Raw genomic sequence first — 16,925 nt, 5'->3', positions numbered from 1 at the left:
AATGGCGAATAGAGGGTGACAGTGATCACGTGACCTCGACCATCGACGACGATCATCTGCCGCACGGCGTATCGCGATCAGGCTGCAGGCGAACACGTCTCGCTGCCGTGACGACTCGGCTGCTTCTGCGTCCGGTGACGAACCTGCTTCCGACCTCCCGCGGCGGCATCGAGTTCACTCGACGCCTCGTCGCCACCTCGATGAACCTGTTCGGTCCTGTGCCGAAGGGAACGACGGTGGACCTGGTGGCCGACGGCTCGGTGCGCGGCGAATGGGTACGAGCGCCCGGCCGAACGCCGGGGCAGCGAGTGATCCTCTACATCCACGGCAGTGCCTACGTCATCTGCTCGGCGCGGACGCATCGTGGCCTGACCGCGAGGCTGTCCATGTCCACCGGCCTGCCGGTGTTCACGGTGGACTATCGACTCGCCCCGGAACACCCGTTTCCCGCGGCGGCCGACGACCTCGAAGCCGCGTACCGCTGGCTGCTGAGTCAGTGGTACGACGCTGCGAACATCGTCATCGCCGGGGACTCGGCCGGTGGACACCTGGCCGCAGACCTGCTGATCGAGAACGACCGGACCGGCACGCCGCAACCGGGAGCGATGGTGCTGTTCTCGCCGCTGATCGATCTCGATTTCGAGCTCTCGGCCCGGATGGAGCGCTTACGGAAGGACCCGATGATCTCGGCGAAGGCGGCGCGAGGACTGGTCTCGCTCTACACGAACGGCCACGACGCGAGCCTCCCGCGACTACGGCTCGATCTCGGCCGTGTGCGAGAGCTGCCACCGACGCTGATCCAAGTGGGCGGAGCCGAGATGCTGCGGGGCGATGCGCGGCATCTGCACTCGATGATCGACCAGGCAGGAGGCTGCAGCGAACTCGAAATCTGGCCCGATCAGATGCACGTGTTCCAGGCCCTCCCACGGTTGATACCCGAGGCCGAACATGCGCTCGAGCGTGCAGCCCAGTTCGTCACCAGGGCACTCGACAGTCAAGTCGGACAACATGATTCGAAGGAACAGGTGAGCAGATGAGGACCAAGGCCGGAAGACCCTCGTACGGGTCGAGAGCGGTGGTGACCGGCGCGGGCAGCGGCATCGGCCGTGCGTTCGCGCTCGAACTGGCTCGTCGCGGAGGAGCCGTCATGTGCGCCGACATCTCGCTGCCGCGAGCGCAGGAGACCGTCGCGATGGTGAACGCTCTCGGCGGCACCGGATACGCCGTCGAATGCGATGTGTCGATTCGCGAGAACGTCGAGGAGCTGGCGCTGCGGGCCGGCATCGAATTCGACGGGCCCACCACGGTGGTCATCAACAACGCAGGCGTCGGAATCGGCGGAAAGCCGGTCGGCAGCATCGGTTTCGAGGACTGGAACTGGGCGCTGGGAATCAACCTCTGGGGTGTGATCCACGGCTGCGAGGTGTTCACCCCTGGACTGCGTGCCGCCGGTGAGGGCGGGATCATCAACGTCGCGTCCGCGGCAGGCTTTGCCGCTGCGCCGCTGATGGGTCCGTACAACGTCGGCAAGGCCGCAGTGATGAGCCTGTCGGAAACGATGGCGGCGGAGCTGTCGGGTACCGGTGTACGGGTGTCGGTTCTGTGCCCGACGTTCGTCAAGACCAACGTGGCCGTCGACGGCCGGATCACCGCCAGCTCGTCGCGGCTGGCCGAGTTCGCGATGCGCTGGACCGGACGGTCTCCCGACAAGATCGCTGCCCGAACCCTCGACGCCTTCGACCGGGGTCGGCTCTACGTCGTGCCCCAGTTCGACGCCAAGGCAGTCTGGCGATTCAAGAGACTGCTGCCTGCGGTCTACGTGCGTTTTCTCGGGTTGCTCAATCGTGTGATGCCCGCCGAGCAGCAGCAGGCGAAGAACGAATCTTTCACCTCGACGACCACAGGAGCCTGACATGGCAATGGATTTCGAAGACATGTTGACCAAGATCAAGGACCGTCAGTGGGCCTTGGCGGACATCGACTGGGACGGCCCCGGCGCCGAGACCATCGGTCCCGAGCTGCACGCCAAACTCAAGCCCTTCATGTCGGATCTGATGTGGATCGAGAACGTGGGCGCTCGTGGCTTCGCGGCGATGGCGCTCAAGGCTCCGAACGAGACGCTGGCGGAGATCTATCGCTACTTCCACGCCGAGGAGCAGAAGCACGCCAACGCCGAGCTCGCTCTCATGCGTCGTTGGGGCATGCTCGACGGCGACGAGATGCCCGAGCCCAACATCAACGTCAAGCTCGTGATCGACTGGCTCGACAAGCATTCCGACGGACTGTCGCTGGCCGTGCTGGGCACCGTCATACCGATGCTCGAGGTGGCGCTGGACGGCGCGCTGGTGAAATTCATCATGGACGAGATCGAGGATCCGGTCTGTCAGGCGGTCTTCAAGAAGATCAACTCCGACGAATCACGCCACCTGGCAGTCGATTTCGCGGTCATCGAACTGCTCGGACATTCGCGGATGCGCAAGATCTTGGTCGACACCGTCGGGGCGTGGATGAACCCCGCCCTCATCGTCGGCACACTGCGGTACATCCCGCTGCTCAACAAGATGCGCGACAACATCGTCGAGATGGGCGTCGACGAGGAGCGGCTGTACACCGCGATGAAGCGATTCAAGAGTGTCGGGGAACGCAGCCCGGTGGCCTTGCGGGTACCGATGTATCGCATCGTGCAGTGGCACGGCAGCATCGTGATCAACCGCAAGCACCCGTACCACGTCCTGGCGGACGGGCTGGTGAAGCTCACTCGCCGATACCCGAGCAGGACACTCAATTCCGAGCCGACCTGGGCCAAGGAACTGACCTACGAGCCCGTCGCATGAGCGAGTTCGACGTGCGCGAAGCCGTACTCGACGCGGTGATCGTCGGTGCAGGTTTCGCCGGAATCGGCTCCGCCATCCGACTGCGCAACAGAGGAATCGAGAACTTCGTCATCCTCGAACGCGGCAGCGCCGTCGGCGGAACCTGGCGCGACAACACCTATCCGGGCGCGGCGTGCGACATCCCGTCCCGGTTGTACTCGTACAGTTTTGCGCCCAATCCGAACTGGTCGCACACCTACTCCGGTAGTAGCGAGATTCTCGACTACATCCACACGATGGTCGACGAGTTCGACATCGAGTCGCGTATTCGATTCGGGCACAATGTCGTCGACATCATCTGGAACGAGGCGTCCGGACATTGGCACCTGAGCATCGACGGGCACGCCGATGTTCGGGCACGCACGGTGGTCATGGCGTCGGGGCCGCTCGCCAACGCCAGCCTGCCGAACATCCGTGGAATCGACACCTACGAGGGGCGCAAGATTCACAGTGCTCGGTGGGATCACGACTACGACTTCGCGGGTAAGAAGATCGCCGTCGTCGGAACCGGAGCGAGCGCCGTGCAGATCGTTCCCGAACTGGTGAAGATCGCCGATACGGTCAAGGTGTTCCAACGCACCCCCGGGTGGACGCTGCCCCGAGTCAATCGGAGAACGCGGAACAGCACACAGCGTCTGTACGCGCGGTTCCCGCAGGCCCAGACCCTGGCCCGGTCGCTGTGGTTCTGGGGGCACGAATCCGTCGCACTCGGTGTCGTGTGGAAGACCCCGTTGACACGCATCGTCGAAACAGTCGGACGAGCCCATCTGCGCCGTCAGGTTCGCGATCCCTGGCTGAGGCGGCAGCTGACACCTCGCTTCCGGGCCGGCTGCAAGCGACTGCTGATGACCAGTGACTACTACCCGGCGCTGCAGAAGCCGAACTGCACGCTGGTGACCTGGCCGATCGCGACGCTCTCGCCCAAGGGAATTCGGACCGTCGAAGGCGTCGAGCACCAATTCGACGCGATCGTGTTCGCCACCGGATTCGACGTCTCGAATACCGGGACTCCCATACCGATCACCGGACGCGACGGTCGGGTGCTGGCCGACGAGTGGAGCGCAGGGGCCAAGGCGTACAAGAGTATTGCGGTATCGGGCTATCCGAACATGTACTTCACGTTCGGTCCCAACTCCGGCCCGGGGCACAGTTCGGCGCTGGTGTACATGGAGGCGCAGATCGATTACCTCGTCGAGGCGATCTCTCTCGTGCTCGAGGGAAATCTGCACAGCGCCGATGTACGCCAGGACGTCCAGGATGCGTACAACGAGGACATGCAGCGCAAACTCGCCAAGACGACCTGGAATTCCGGTTGCAGCAGTTGGTATCTCACCGAGGACGGCTTCAACGCCACCATGTTCCCCGGCTTCGCCACCCAGTACGTCGATCAACTCCGCCACGTCGAGCAGGACGACTTCACCATCGTTCCGCGCCGCGTCGACGTGCCGCTCGAACCGGCACGGGCCGTCGCCCGGTCGTGAATTGCTCCGGAGCACGCCCGTCGCCGTGCTGACGTTCGGACTGCGATCCTCCTTCCGCCGCGTTGTCGACGTATATCCTGTGGGTCGACGCGCGGCGGAGGTAGGGAGCTCGGTGGAGTATCGAATCGACGACTTGGCCCGAGAGGCCAAGACGACCACTCGCAACGTGCGGGCGTATCAGGAACGCGGTCTGCTGCCGCCGCCCACGCTCCGAGGACGAGTCGGCATCTACAACGACGATCACCTGACGCGACTGAAAGTGATCGACTCGCTGCTCCAGCGGGGTTTCACCTCGGCGCACATCGCGGATTTCCTCTCGGGCTGGGAGCAGGGCAAGGACCTGGAAGAGATACTGGGCCTGCAGGAAATCGTGACTCGCAAGTGGTCGTCGGCCGAGACCACGATCATTCCCGTCGAACTGATCGCGCAATTTCTCGGCGAGGACAACGACGACATCGTTGCCCGACTGATCGAAGCGAAACTGATCAGAATCGACGGGGACCAATGCGAGATTCTCGACCCCACCCTCCTCGAGGTGTTCGTCGATCTGAGCCAGTACGGCTTCACCCTGGAACAACTGCTCGACCAGCACGAACGAACCGCCTCGAAGATGAACGCCATCGCCGAGTCGATGGTGGGCAGCGTGACCGACCACTTGATCAACCAACACGGTCCCGGCTGGCTCCCCAAATCGGGGGAGGTGGCCGAGACGACCGAGATGTTCGAGAAGATGCGCGCACTGGCGATGAAATCGGCACAGGCAGAACTCGCTCGCGCCCTCGATCGCGTCCAGGAACAGGCACTGAGCGACTACCTGTCGCAGACGTTGGCCAGGCAGAACGACTAGACACAGTTTGAAGACTGCGACAATCGGACATACCTGGCTCCCGACAGCCGAACGGCGGCTGACCGCCTAAGGGGGCACCATGAGGTTCGTAACACTGATCGTTCTCGTCTGGTTGATCATCGGCGCATTCGCGTCGTACCAGCGCGGAGATTTCGAGAGCGCACCCGAGAACTGCGCAGGCGCAGGCACCATCGCCCTGACCGTCGTCGCAGGCCCGCTCAACTACTTCGGTATCAACCCCGAGGTGACCGACTGCAACGTCACGGTTCCGCAGCCGAGTGAGTGATGTGAGTCGCTGACCGCGCGCCCGCGGAGCGCCTTCCCTAACCTGGGGAGGTGTTCCGCGGACGCCTGCTGCTGTTTCTCGCCTTCGCGATCCCTGTTGTCCTGGTGTCCGCGATCGGTGTCGGCGGATACGTCACGTTCACCAAGGCTCGCGTCGATCCGCTGACCACGGCCGACGCGATCGTCGTACTGGGCGGTGAACACGACGGCCGCGAGGCCTACGGAATCTCGCTCGCCGAGCAGGGTCTGGCGAAGACGGTTGTGCTCTCCGACCCCTACGGATCCGGTGACTCGACGATGAAGAAGGCGTGTGCCACATCGTCACAGAAGTTCGAGGTGCTGTGTATCCCGCCGGTGCCGTCGACCACGCGCGGAGAGGCCATCTTCACCCGGGAACTCGCCCGCGAACGCGGGTGGAACCACGTCATCGTCGTCACCTGGCGATATCACCTACCGCGCGCCCGCTACATCTTCGATCGATGCTTCGACGGCACCGTCACCATGCGTCCGACGCCACGCTCCTACGACTTCTCCCTCGTCGAATGGGAATTCACCTACCTCTATCAGATCGCCGGATTCGTCAAGGCCGGATTGCAGGGGTCGTGCGAGGACTCGACGAGCGACTGACGGATCCGAGTCAGACGATCTTGTGATAGAGCGTGATCCCGGACTTCCACGCCAGGAACCCGAACATCACCGCGGCGATACCGCCCACCACATTCGCCGCGAAGAACGTTGCAGCGCTGCGATACTGCTGATCCCGAGTGAGCCGAAGCGTGGCCAGCACCACGGTGGCCATCGGAGCCACCGAGGCCAGAAATCCGACGCCAACGAGCGAACGAAACCGGTCCGGTGGATCGAGCGCGAACACCAGTCCCAAGGCCGCGCACGCCACCAGATTCAGTGCGGACAACCGTCGCCGAGACCTGATCGCGTGCGAGAACACGAACTGCCCGAGCGCAGCGAGTCCGCCTCCGGCGGCCACCAGGAGCATCGTCGTCATCGAGCGCTGCCCGTCCTCGGCCTCGTGATCGCCGCGCCGAATGCCATCGCGACGAGCGCCACCACCGGTGTGGCCAGCAGATAGACCACCGAATTCCATGCACCACGATGCGTCACGGCGTGGAATGCGTACAGACCGAACGTGGTGAACCCGCACGCCAGCCCGAACACTGTTGCACGGGCAACCGGAGCCGGTCGGCCCCACAGATACCCCAACGCCGCGCCGACGACAAGACAACCGAACACGTTGACGCCGAAGGTGCTCACCAGCAGCCACCTCGGCGATGCCCGCCACGTCCAGACCTCGTACCGCAACGCCGCACCGACCGCGCCGCCGACCGTGACCGCGACGTATTCGCCGGCCGAACGACGGCGAGATTCGCGACGGTTCGCGCTGTGCAGTCCCTCGATCACCGAAGCGAGCCTAACGGGAGTCGGGTCGGTCGGCCGATCGGGAGAAAGTCCGCCAGGGGGAGGCGAGGTAAAGTCTTCGTGTGACTGCGGACGACATGGGCCTCGGGCCCCAGCACTTCGATGTGATCGTGGAATGGCGTGACCAGGACGTCGTTCTGGCGGTGTCCGGTGAACTGGATCTGGTGACTGCTCCCGATCTGTCCGAGTCGGTCGCTCTCGTGCTCGAGAAATCGCCGACGGCTGTGGTGATCGATCTCAGTGATGTGGGATTTCTCGCCTCCGCGGGCATGTCTCTGCTGGCGTCGACGCATCAGCAGCTCGGCGGCGAGGCCGGGTTTGCAGTGGTCGCGGACGGTCCGGCGACCGGACGGCCTCTCACTCTCGTCGGTTTGGACGAGGTGTTCGGAATCTATGCAACGGTCGACGAAGCATTCGTTGCAATTCATGCGGGTAGATCCTGAACTTTTGGGTAGACGGGATTCATGATGGCGACTCTCTTCGGAGGTGACGACTCACGTACCGACAGCTCGATCTCGACGGCAGGTGCGCGAATGGAAGAACTGCTGTTCACCGGTGAACCTGCCGATGCGGATCGAGCGTCGGAGCTTCGTCGTGAGCTCGGTGACTGGTTGGGCAATGTGGGCGTCGACCCCGATCGTGCGTACGACGTGGTGCTGGCCACGTACGAGGCGATAGCGAACAGCGTCGAGCACGCCTATCGAGACCACACCGATCGCGGGACACTCGACATTCGGGTCACATGTGCCGCGGAGGGTCGGATAGAAGTGCGGGTGACCGATCGCGGGGACTGGGCATCGCACAACTCCGATCCCAACCGCGGGCGTGGTGTGCCGCTGATGCGGGCGCTGGCCGACAGCGCCGCCGTCACCTCGGACCAGGACGGTACGACCGTGCACATGATCTGGAACGCGACCTAGACCCCACCGCCCGATCCGGCACACTGGTGCCATGGTCGACGTGCAGATCGCTACGGCAGAGAAGAAGAAGATCACGGTCCCGAATCTGCGTGTGCTGTGGCAGTTCGTTCGCCCGCACCGCCGGACTCTCTCGCTCGGCCTGACACTCGGTCTGATCGGCACCGGAGCAGCACTGGCGACGCCGATGGTCGCCAAAGGAGTGCTCGACGGTCTCGGCACCGACTCGTCCCTGATAATGCCGGTGCTGATCCTGGTCGGTCTGCTCGTGGTGGGCTCACTGGTTCTGTATCTGCAGTGGATCGTGCTGGGCGTCCTGGCCGAACGCGTGGTCCTGGACGCCCGTAAATCCATCGTGCGCAAGTACTTCGGTGCCACCGTCGGTAGTCTGGGCACCCGGCCCACCGGAGAACTCGTTACCCGGGTCACCTCCGACACCGTTCTGCTGCGCGAGGCCACCTCGAATGCGTTGGTGGCCATAGTCAACAGTGTGGTCGGCCTCGTCGGCGCACTGATTCTCATGGCCGTGCTGGATCTGGTGCTGCTCGGCGCGATCGCCGTGGCCATCATTGCGATCGCGGTGCTGTTCGCTCGCCTGATGCCTCCGATCGCCGTCGCACAGCGGCAATCCCAGGAGGCAGTGGGCCGCCTCGGCGGAATTCTCGACGGCACGCTGCGGGCGATTCGGACCGTCAAGTCCAGCAGGGCCGAGGCCCGCGAATCGGAGCGAGTCATCTCCGAGGCGCGAATCTCCGCGCAGCACAGCGTCAGGGCGGTCAAGATCTCCGCGTTGGCATGGACGTTCGCCGGAGGCGGAGTGCAGTTGGCGATCATCGGAATCCTCGGCCTCGGCGGCTATCGCGTCAGTACCGGAGCGCTGGCCGTGTCCAGCCTGATCGCGTTTCTGCTGTACGCATTCCAGGTGATGGGCCCGGTGTCCACACTGGCCACGAACATCACCGCACTGCAGGCCGGTATGGCCGCGGCGGCCCGTATTCGCCAGATCGACGACCTGGTCACCGAGAAAGGGGAGACGGCATCGAACCGGTCGGAGAAGACCCGTGCGCCCGCTCCGGCCCTCGAATTCCGCAGCGTCACAGCACGATACGCACCGGGTAGGGAGCCGGCCGTGCGCGGGATGGACCTCGAGGTGCCCGCGCGTGGACACACCGCGATCGTCGGACCGTCGGGGGCGGGCAAGACCAGCGTCTTCTCGCTGATCCTGCGCTTCCTGACGCCCGAGGCCGGCGAGATCAGGCTCGGCGGAACCCCGTACGACGAGCTGACCATCGACGAGGTACGAGCCCGGTTGTCCTACGTGGAGCAGGAGACGCCGGTTCTTCCCGGCTCGATCCGAGAGAACCTGCTGTTCAGCCATCCCGAGGCCAGCGAGGCCGACATCTGGGCGGCGCTCGAATCGGTGCATCTGGACTCGGCGATCCGTGCGTTGGACGAAGGGCTGGACACCGACCTGATCGGATCGACCGTCTCCGGTGGACAGCGTCAACGAATTGCGTTGGCCAGGGCCATCGTTCGGCGTCCGGAAATTCTTCTGCTCGACGAGGCAACCGCTCAGGTCGACGGCCGCACCGAGGCGGCGATCCACGAGGTGATCCGATCGATCGCGACCGACTCGGCCGTCGTGACCATCGCGCACAGGTTGTCCACCGTGCTCGACGCCGACACGATCCTCGTGATGGAGGACGGAGTTGTCCGCGCCAGGGGCACGCACTCCGAGCTCATGAACACCGACTCACTCTACCGAGAACTGGTGGCCGCGTTGCGAATCGGTGACAACACGGCGTTGACGAAGCCCGGCTGACCACATTCGGCCGGTGCCTAGGGGCCGGCGTCCGACTCGGGTTCCGTGGTGCTGCTCTCGTCGTCCGAATCCTCCGTCGAGGTGGTGGTCGTCGTGCGGTCCGAGGACGGGGTTCGGCGCGGACTACGCGTCGTGGTCTCGGGCCGATCCGGAGTCGTCGTCGTGGGGCGAGCGGTGGTGGGTACCGCGACCTGCCATGTGGGCGACGGCGGGACGATGACGATCGTCGAGGTCGGTGTCGTCTCGACCGAACTCAGGCTGTCCGACTTCAGAGCGGGCGGACGAACGGTCTCGCTCGAGTCGTCGAACGCACCACCGAGAGCGCCGATGGTCAAACCCACTGCGACGGCCACGCCGGCGCTCGCCACTGCTGCCGACGCGATGACCTTGTCGCGCATGCACAGACCCTAACGCCGTGGCCGGACCCGGATGGTCGGCAATGATGCGAGAACGTTACCTCAGCGAGCGGAGTGGTGAGAGGTGGACGGTCACTGGGTCGACAACCGCAGAACCTGAGGCAGCGTCTCCGCGATCAACTCCCCGGCCTGCTCGTACACCGAGTGATCACGCCGATACGGGTCGCCGATGTCGAGTGTGTCGACACGGTGCACCGCCCGTGCGTCGGCCAGGGTGGCAACGGTGCTCGCGCCCGACGCGGCAGCGAGACCGGCCGCCTCGAGCAGCGTGAAGGTGCGACGCATCTGTCGCGGTGCAAGGGCGAGAACGGCGTCTCGATGTGCCGCCGTCATCGTCAGAACGAGGTCGGCATCGGCAGCGATCGCAGGCGTGAGGCGTCGGGCGACGAAACCCTCCGGGTCGCCGCCGAGCTGCGTCAGCACCGTCGCAGCCGTCGGGTCCATGGCATGTCCGGTCAAACCCTGCGTTCCGGCGCTGCTCGCGGTCAGCTCGAACCCGCCCTCGCGCGCGAAAGCAGCCGCAAGTCGCTCGGCTGTGGGCGATCGGCAGATGTTCCCGGTGCAGACGAACAGAACGCGCATGCCCGCAACTGTAGTGCTGCGGTCGGGTGCTGCACTGTGCACTGCGGGACGCGCTACAGTGAGCCATTGGCAGGGGGATCGAGACTCGTTCGTGACATCGAGTCTCGGCGTGTGTTCACGGGGAAGTCGACCGAAGGCGGGTAATGACCGAAGTTCTCGGCGTGTCGGTGGGAGCCAGTGCCGTGCGCATGGCTCGCCCCGACGCGCGCCCTCAGGATTCGGGTCGGCTCGACTTCCACCACGACACCGTCGACGCCTACTGGGACCGCGCGGAGGAATTGGCCGCCGAATCGATCGGCGTCGTGCTCTCGCAGCCGGGCGACGGCGGACCGGTGCAAGCGACGGGCGTCGCGTATCGAGACCAGCAGCAGTTCGGCGAGATCCAGCAGGCGATGGCGAGTCAGCGGCTCTACAACTACCGACTGGTTCCCGAGGCGCGAGCAGCGTTGCAGTACCTCGAGGCGTCGGGCGAACTGGGACACTTCGGCACCATCGCTCTCTACGATCTCGGCAGCTCCGGACTGACGATCAGTGTCATCGACCGCGGCACCGGGCAGGTCCTGCTCGCCGAGCGCACCATCGACATCAGCGGCGACGATTTCGATCGGCTCATCTCGGACAACCAGCTCGCCAAGCAGGGCGTCGACATTGCCGACAACCAGGAACTGAGCGAGTTCACCGCGCGATGCCGAGTGGCCAAGGAGCAGCTCTCGACCAGCGGCGCGGTCTGCCTGCCCGGTGACGGCGGCGTGATCCTGATCTCGCGCGAGTCGTTCGAGTCTCTGGTGACCGTTCCGATCGAGTACTCGGCACGGTTGGTCCGTGACGTGATCAGTCGGTCACCCAAGCACGTCGACGCGCTGTTCCTCATCGGCGGTGGAGCACGCATTCCGCTGGTCGAATCGATTCTCACGGCGTGGATCGGCCTCCCCGTAGTAACCCCGGCGAACCCGGAATCGGTGGCCGCACGCGGCGCGGCGCTGCTCGCGACTCCGGTGGCCGACGCACCGCGCCGACCGGGCCCGCAGCCGGGCGTTCGGCAGTCTCCGTCCGATCCCGCATCGTTGACCGGGGCTCCGGACTGGTTGAGTCCGGAGCCCGGAGCCGACAAGCCCGCCGACTCCAAGCGCAAGGTGCGCGGCGCAGTACTGGTCGCAGGCGGTCTCGTCGCAGTCGCCGCACTCGGGTTGTCCCTGGGGTACGGCGGCAGCTCCACGGAGCCGACGAGTGCACCGACCGAGACGACCGCACCCGCCACTGCGGAGCCCACGACGCCGAGGACCACCGTGCCGCCCACCACCGCAGCACCCACCACCACGGTGCCGCCGACCACCGAGGCAGCTCAGGCTCCGGCCCGGACGTACTCCGAGCCGGAATACGTGCCGCCCGCGGCGCCTGCTCCTGCGCCGGCCCCGGCTCCGCTGATCCCCGGCCTGCCGCAGATCCAGTTGCCGCAGATCCAGCTTCCGCCCGCACCGGTGATCGAGTTGCCCCGCTTCTAGCCGGTGCCGGCGGCCGCCCAGTTCAGGGCAGCTGCAACTCCGCGAGAACGGCCAGGTGATCGCTGTCCGGGATCGCCAACGGCTCGACCGACCGGGCGCGGACGTTCTCACTCGTCACCACATGGTCCAGGCGCGCGAGCGGACGCTCCGACGGGAACGTGCGGAACAGGCCGGCACCCGCCCCGTCTGCCGCGTCGGAGAACGGGGACGATGCCAGTGTGCGGAACTGCCGGTGGTCGTTGGTGGCGTTGAAATCGCCGGCGACCAGCACAGTGCCCTGGTAGGTGTCCATGATCGACCGCATCCGGGCCAGGTCGGCATCCCACTCGGTGGTGTGGCGCAGTGTGGCAGGAGACATGGCGTGGAAGGACACGACGGTCAGCTCCTGCCCGTCGACGGTGGTTCTCGCCTGCACCGGTACGAATCCGAAGTTGTCGAGGCGGGTGCCGTCGGTCAGCGGGGTGCGGCTCCACAGTCCGGTGCCATCGGCGACCGGGAGCGCAGCGGTGAAGGAGAACGGCAGAAGGTCGTCGATGCCCGCGGCCTGTAAATCGGTGACCTCTTCCGGGGTCAGTTCCTGGACAGCGAGAATGTCGACATCGTTGTTGCGCACCGCGTCGACGATGGACGCGGCGTCGGCGTCACCGTGCGCCACGTTGATCGTCAAGACCGACAGTTCCGGTCCGGTGTTGTCCGGGCCGTCCGCGAGGAACATCGGCACCTGAACCCCGACCACCGCGATGGTCACCAGTACTGCGACGGCCGATCCGATACGCGAGCGCGCCGCGGCGAACAACAGCACGGCGACGATCGAGGCGATACCGAGATACGGAGCGCCGACGACGAAGGCAACGAAAGTGATCTCCGTCACACCTATCTGGCGAACGAGGAACATTCCGACTACGGCTGCGAGCAGAGCCCAGCCGATGACCAGCGCTGCGCTGGTTGCAAAACGGCGCATCGCGCGTGTGCCTCCTCATGGAACCCGAGTTGGGCGTGGATGTGTCAGGTGTTGTCTACACTCGGCATGTGCCCAGCTCAGAGCCATTGTGTAAGTGCCATCACGAACAAGCTGCGCACCAGCATTACCGGCGCGGAACCGACTGCTCGCTCTGTGATTGCCCCCGGTATCGGGGGCAGGAATCACTGTTGTCGAGGTGGTGGCCGCGCAGGTAGTTCGTCCGGGCAAAAACAATCCTACCGTCCGATCGAGTGCGAAGAACAAACCGATTCGTTAGGATTAGGGGCCTGGATACAGGCAATACGGACAAATGCGGCTCGGGGACCGTCCGACATTCGATCCGGTAGGAGAGGCTTCATGTCGAACGATGCAGTGCTGGACAGGCTCGGGACCAGCCTTCGAGTCCTGGAACTCGACCCCATCAGTTACCGACCGCACCCGATACACAATCACGACCGCATCTGGACCGAAACCAACTGTTACGTCGACCTGTGGATCGAAGTTCTGCATTCGTTCGGTGCCGATCCGACCCCCGCTCTCGCTTTCGTGCTGAGCGCCGGATGCGACGGGCGACAGTGGGACTTCGTGAAGATCGCGCCCGAGGACCTACGCACCCTGTACGGCATCGGTGTCGCCGAGATGAACGTGTGGCGCCCGGTGCTCGAGCACGTCGTCGAAGGCCTGGAAGACGGCATCCACGTCACCGTGGAGGTCGACGGCTTCTGGCTGCCCGACACCGCGGGGACCAGCTACCGCAATCAGCACACCAAGACCACCATCGTGCCCAACCTCGTCGATCGCGACGCCAAGGTGATGGGGTACTTCCACAATCGCGGCTACTTCGAGCTCACCGGGGCCGATTTCGACGGCATCTTCAATCTCGCTCCGGAACCGCACGCCGAGGTGCTGCTGCCGTACGTCGAGCAGATCAAAGTGGACGCCACGGTTCTCGACGCCGGTTTCGGTGACCGTGACCTCGATGTCGCTCGCGCACACCTGGCGCGCCGCGCTCCTGGTAACCCGGTCGATGCGCTGGCCCGCCGAATCATCGCCGACATCCCGCTCGTGCAGACCGCCGGCCCCGACGCCTTCCATCTGTGGTCGTTCGGCCTGCTCCGGCAGTTCGGCGCAACGGCAGAACTCGCCGCGAACTATGTGCACTACCTCGAAGGCCGAGGCGTGGCGGGCGCCGCCGTTGCCGCTCCGCACTTTCTCGCCGCCGCCTCCGGTGCCAAGGCCGTTCAGTTCCGGATGGCACGCGCAGCACGTGGCCGGGACGTGGTGCTCGACGAGCCGCTGATCGAGATGAGCAAGAACTGGATGGCGGCCATGGACATCGTTGCGGGTGCATTGGGCACGTGATCGATCTGCTCGACGGCGTTCGGTGGCGTCTGGCCCGAACCGACGCCGGTTCCGTTCTCGACCCCCGCGACCTACGAGACGATCTCGACTGGATCGACGCGGTGGTGCCGGGCACGGTTGCCACCGCGCTCGGAAGCTCACCGGCAGTGAATCCGGACGATCACGACTGGTGGTTCGTCGCCGATGTCCCCACCGGTGACCATCGCCGGGTGCGAACGAGTTTCGGTGGCATCGCAACCCGTGCCCAGATCTGGATCGACGGCGTCCATCGCCGAACCGTGACGTCGATGTTCGTTCCCGAGACTCTCGATCTGACGGACTGCGGTGACACCGTCGCCATCGCCGTCCACATCGAATCGCTGAGTGCGCATCTGAAGTCTCGACGCGCACGCGGTCGGTGGCGATCGTCGATGATCGCCGCGCAGGGGCTGAGGCACGAGCGGACGACGATGCTCGGACGCGCACCCGTGTACGGGCCCCTTCCGGTGCCGGTCGGACCGTGGCGCCCGGTGTCGATGTCGGTGATTCCCGACGTTCGTCGTGTCGCCCTGTCGACGGCGGTATCGGGTACGGACGGCATCGTCACACTGCGCGCCGAGCTCGATGCTCCAGGGGCGGCTCGAATCATGATCGACGACACCGTGTCCGGAGTTCACACGGTCGAACTCGGAACCGTCGAGCACATCGACCGGTCGGTGACGCTACCCGACGTCGAACTCTGGTGGCCCCACACTCACGGCCGACCGCGGACCTATCGCGTCGCGCTCGAGGTGGACGGCGTCGTGCATCCCATGGGTGTCGTCGGGTTTCGTACGGTCGACCTGGACCGCACGGCCGGCGGCGCAATCCTGACGGTCAACGGTGAGAACGTCTTCTGTCGCGGAGGAACGTGGACCCCGCTTGACCCGGTGCGGTTGTGGTCGCCTGAGCCCGAACTGCGGGCGGCACTCGAGCAGCTCCGATCGGCGGGCCTGAACATGGTGCGCATCGTCGGCACCCTGGTGTACGAGCAGCCCGAATTCTGGTCCCTGTGTGCGGAACTGGGCATCATGGTGTGGCAGGACGTCATGTTCGGCACCATCGACCCGCCCACCGACGACGCCTACACCGCAGCGGTAACCCGCGAGCTCGACGCGTTCGCCGACACCGTCTCGGCCAACCCTGCCCTGATGGTCGTCAGTGGCGGAAGCGAGACCCAGCAGCAACCCACGATGGTGGGACTCGCGGCCGATGATCAGCGAATGACGATGCTGGACAGCGTCGTTCCCGATTTTCTCGCCGATCGCCTACCCGGAGTCGCGTACGTGACATCGAGCCCGTCCAGCGTGAGCGGAGAACTGCACACACACGTGGGCGACGGCATCGCGCACTACTTCGGCGTGGGCGGATACCTCCGGCCACGGTCCGATATCCGCACTGCCGGCGTGCGTTTCGCGGCAGAATGCCTGGCCTTCGCAGTCCCCCCGGAGCGGGCGCAGGTGGAGAAATTCTTCGGGTCCGCGGCCGTCGCCGGTCACCACCCGGACTGGAAGGCCGCCGTCCCCCGTGACCGCGGCTCGTCCTGGGATTTCGAGGACGTGCGAGATCACTACGTACGCACGATCTTCGGCGTCGACCCGCACCTGATCCGGCGGGACGACGCAGAGCTGTACCTCGATTACGGCAGAGCGGCGATCGTCGAAGCCTTCACCGAAGCGTTCGGCCATTGGCGTCGAGCATCCTCGGGGTGCGCCGGAGCCCTCGTGCTGACGCTACGAGACACCGTCCCCGGCGCAGGCTGGGGCATCGTCGACACCGCCGGTGTGCCCAAGGCTCCCTTCTACGCATTGGCGCGGGCAAGCGCCCCGGTGGCATTGCTGTTGTCCGACAACGGACTCGACGGCTATTCGGTGGAACTGGTCAACGACGGGCCGGCACGCTCGGGCAGTATCCGAGTGGTGTTGCACGCCTGCCGCGGCAGCCACGAGTACGAACGTGCGGTGCACGCCCCGGCGAACGGATCCGTCGCACTGACGGTGGATTCGATCGTCGGTACCTTCACCGACGCCAACCATGCCTACCGCTTCGGCAGTCGAACCTACTCCGCCGTCACGGTCGTGTTCTCGGACGACAATGGTGTGGAGGTGGCGCGAACCACCGCGCTCGTCGGCGCGCAGAGTCGGCAGAACACGGTGGGATTGGTCGCCAGTGTCGTCGAAACGATCTCGGGGAACTGGGAACTGACCGTCCGAGCCGACTGGCCGGCGCAGTACGTCTGCGTCGACATCGACGGCTTCGAGGTGTCGGACTCGTGGTTCCACCTGGCACCGAACGAACCTCGTACCCTGACTCTCGTCGGTCGTGGCGCGAGTGCACCGCGCGGACATGTGCGCGCGCTCAACTCGGTGGAGCGGGCCTCGGTGGCACCGAGGTCGTGAGCAGAAATTCGTAGTGGGCTACGAAG

18 protein-coding genes are annotated in these 16,925 nt (G+C 65.2%); 13 read left to right on the top strand and 5 right to left on the bottom strand.

The features are described 5' to 3' along the window. The first annotated feature begins 29 nt into the window (after positions 1-29). The 7 genes from CH306_RS05060 to CH306_RS05030 all read left to right on the top strand — a co-directional run bounded on the left by CH306_RS05060 (position 30) and on the right by CH306_RS05030 (position 6,113). Positions 30-1,037, top strand: a complete 1,008-nt coding sequence (locus tag CH306_RS05060) for an alpha/beta hydrolase (protein ID WP_306436742.1) — start codon at positions 30-32, stop codon at positions 1,035-1,037. After that, positions 1,034-1,912, top strand: coding sequence for an SDR family NAD(P)-dependent oxidoreductase (locus tag CH306_RS05055; protein ID WP_094630266.1), 879 nt, complete (start codon positions 1,034-1,036; stop codon positions 1,910-1,912). Before CH306_RS05060 ends, CH306_RS05055 begins: the two co-directional genes overlap by 4 nt. Position 1,913: 1 nt before the next feature. Continuing rightward, positions 1,914-2,834, top strand: coding sequence for a hypothetical protein (locus tag CH306_RS05050; protein ID WP_032396109.1), 921 nt, complete (start codon positions 1,914-1,916; stop codon positions 2,832-2,834). After that, positions 2,831-4,354, top strand: a complete 1,524-nt coding sequence (locus CH306_RS05045; RefSeq protein WP_094645875.1) for a flavin-containing monooxygenase — start codon at positions 2,831-2,833, stop codon at positions 4,352-4,354. Before CH306_RS05050 ends, CH306_RS05045 begins: the two co-directional genes overlap by 4 nt. A gap of 112 nt (positions 4,355-4,466) precedes the next feature. Then, positions 4,467-5,201: a MerR family transcriptional regulator gene (locus tag CH306_RS05040; protein ID WP_045200403.1), complete on the top strand. Its 735-nt coding sequence runs from the start codon at positions 4,467-4,469 to the stop codon at positions 5,199-5,201. Between the two features lie 79 nt (positions 5,202-5,280). Continuing rightward, positions 5,281-5,487, top strand: coding sequence for a hypothetical protein (locus CH306_RS05035; protein WP_032396107.1), 207 nt, complete (start codon positions 5,281-5,283; stop codon positions 5,485-5,487). Positions 5,488-5,537: 50 nt separating this feature from the next. Continuing rightward, entirely contained in the window at positions 5,538-6,113 is a 576-nt protein-coding gene (locus tag CH306_RS05030) for a YdcF family protein (protein WP_094645874.1), read from the top strand. A 10-nt stretch (positions 6,114-6,123) separates the two neighbouring features. Here the strand turns inward: CH306_RS05030 and CH306_RS05025 are convergent, their stop codons facing one another. Both CH306_RS05025 and CH306_RS05020 read right to left on the bottom strand, forming a co-directional pair. Further along, entirely contained in the window at positions 6,124-6,489 is a 366-nt protein-coding gene (locus tag CH306_RS05025) for a CrcB family protein (RefSeq protein ID WP_179273006.1), read from the bottom strand. Then, complete coding sequence (locus CH306_RS05020) at positions 6,486-6,902, bottom strand: fluoride efflux transporter FluC (protein WP_094645872.1); 417 nt, start codon at positions 6,900-6,902, stop codon at positions 6,486-6,488. The genes CH306_RS05025 and CH306_RS05020 overlap by 4 nt, the downstream gene beginning before the upstream one ends. Before the next feature lie 80 nt (positions 6,903-6,982). Between CH306_RS05020 and CH306_RS05015 the strand changes: the two genes are divergently transcribed. The 3 genes from CH306_RS05015 to CH306_RS05005 are packed head-to-tail and all read left to right on the top strand — an operon-like array spanning position 6,983 to position 9,659. Next, entirely contained in the window at positions 6,983-7,363 is a 381-nt protein-coding gene (locus CH306_RS05015) for an STAS domain-containing protein (RefSeq protein WP_371828371.1), read from the top strand. A gap of 21 nt (positions 7,364-7,384) precedes the next feature. Next, positions 7,385-7,840: an ATP-binding protein gene (locus CH306_RS05010; RefSeq protein ID WP_052049716.1), complete on the top strand. Its 456-nt coding sequence runs from the start codon at positions 7,385-7,387 to the stop codon at positions 7,838-7,840. A 31-nt stretch (positions 7,841-7,871) separates the two neighbouring features. Then, positions 7,872-9,659, top strand: coding sequence for an ABC transporter ATP-binding protein (locus CH306_RS05005; protein WP_045196912.1), 1,788 nt, complete (start codon positions 7,872-7,874; stop codon positions 9,657-9,659). 17 nt (positions 9,660-9,676) lie between these two features. Here the strand turns inward: CH306_RS05005 and CH306_RS05000 are convergent, their stop codons facing one another. Both CH306_RS05000 and CH306_RS04995 read right to left on the bottom strand, forming a co-directional pair. Next, positions 9,677-10,057 carry a hypothetical protein gene (locus tag CH306_RS05000; protein ID WP_032396102.1) on the bottom strand — a complete coding sequence of 127 codons (381 nt, stop codon included), beginning with the start codon at positions 10,055-10,057 and terminating at the stop codon, positions 9,677-9,679. Between the two features lie 90 nt (positions 10,058-10,147). Beyond that, positions 10,148-10,657: an arsenate reductase/protein-tyrosine-phosphatase family protein gene (locus CH306_RS04995; RefSeq protein ID WP_094645871.1), complete on the bottom strand. Its 510-nt coding sequence runs from the start codon at positions 10,655-10,657 to the stop codon at positions 10,148-10,150. 143 nt (positions 10,658-10,800) lie between these two features. Here CH306_RS04995 and CH306_RS04990 point away from each other — a divergent pair, with 143 nt between their 5' ends. Next, positions 10,801-12,159 carry an Hsp70 family protein gene (locus CH306_RS04990; RefSeq protein ID WP_045196908.1) on the top strand — a complete coding sequence of 453 codons (1,359 nt, stop codon included), beginning with the start codon at positions 10,801-10,803 and terminating at the stop codon, positions 12,157-12,159. 22 nt (positions 12,160-12,181) lie between these two features. Here the strand turns inward: CH306_RS04990 and CH306_RS04985 are convergent, their stop codons facing one another. Beyond that, positions 12,182-13,120, bottom strand: coding sequence for an endonuclease/exonuclease/phosphatase family protein (locus tag CH306_RS04985; RefSeq protein WP_094645870.1), 939 nt, complete (start codon positions 13,118-13,120; stop codon positions 12,182-12,184). Positions 13,121-13,477: 357 nt separating this feature from the next. Here CH306_RS04985 and CH306_RS04980 point away from each other — a divergent pair, with 357 nt between their 5' ends. Both CH306_RS04980 and CH306_RS04975 read left to right on the top strand, forming a co-directional pair. Further along, positions 13,478-14,482: a DUF1839 family protein gene (locus tag CH306_RS04980; protein ID WP_094630274.1), complete on the top strand. Its 1,005-nt coding sequence runs from the start codon at positions 13,478-13,480 to the stop codon at positions 14,480-14,482. Beyond that, the gene (locus CH306_RS04975; RefSeq protein ID WP_094645869.1) at positions 14,479-16,899 is read left to right on the top strand and encodes a glycoside hydrolase family 2 protein; all 2,421 of its coding nucleotides are present in this window, start codon (positions 14,479-14,481) and stop codon (positions 16,897-16,899) included. The genes CH306_RS04980 and CH306_RS04975 overlap by 4 nt, the downstream gene beginning before the upstream one ends. Positions 16,900-16,925: the final 26 nt, after the last annotated feature.

Origin of the sequence: Rhodococcus sp. 15-725-2-2b, assembly GCF_002259075.1 — a bacterium.
Classification (GTDB): domain Bacteria; phylum Actinomycetota; class Actinomycetes; order Mycobacteriales; family Mycobacteriaceae; genus Rhodococcoides.
Note: the sequence above shows the minus strand (reverse complement) of the source record. Positions and strands in the feature narration are given on the sequence as shown.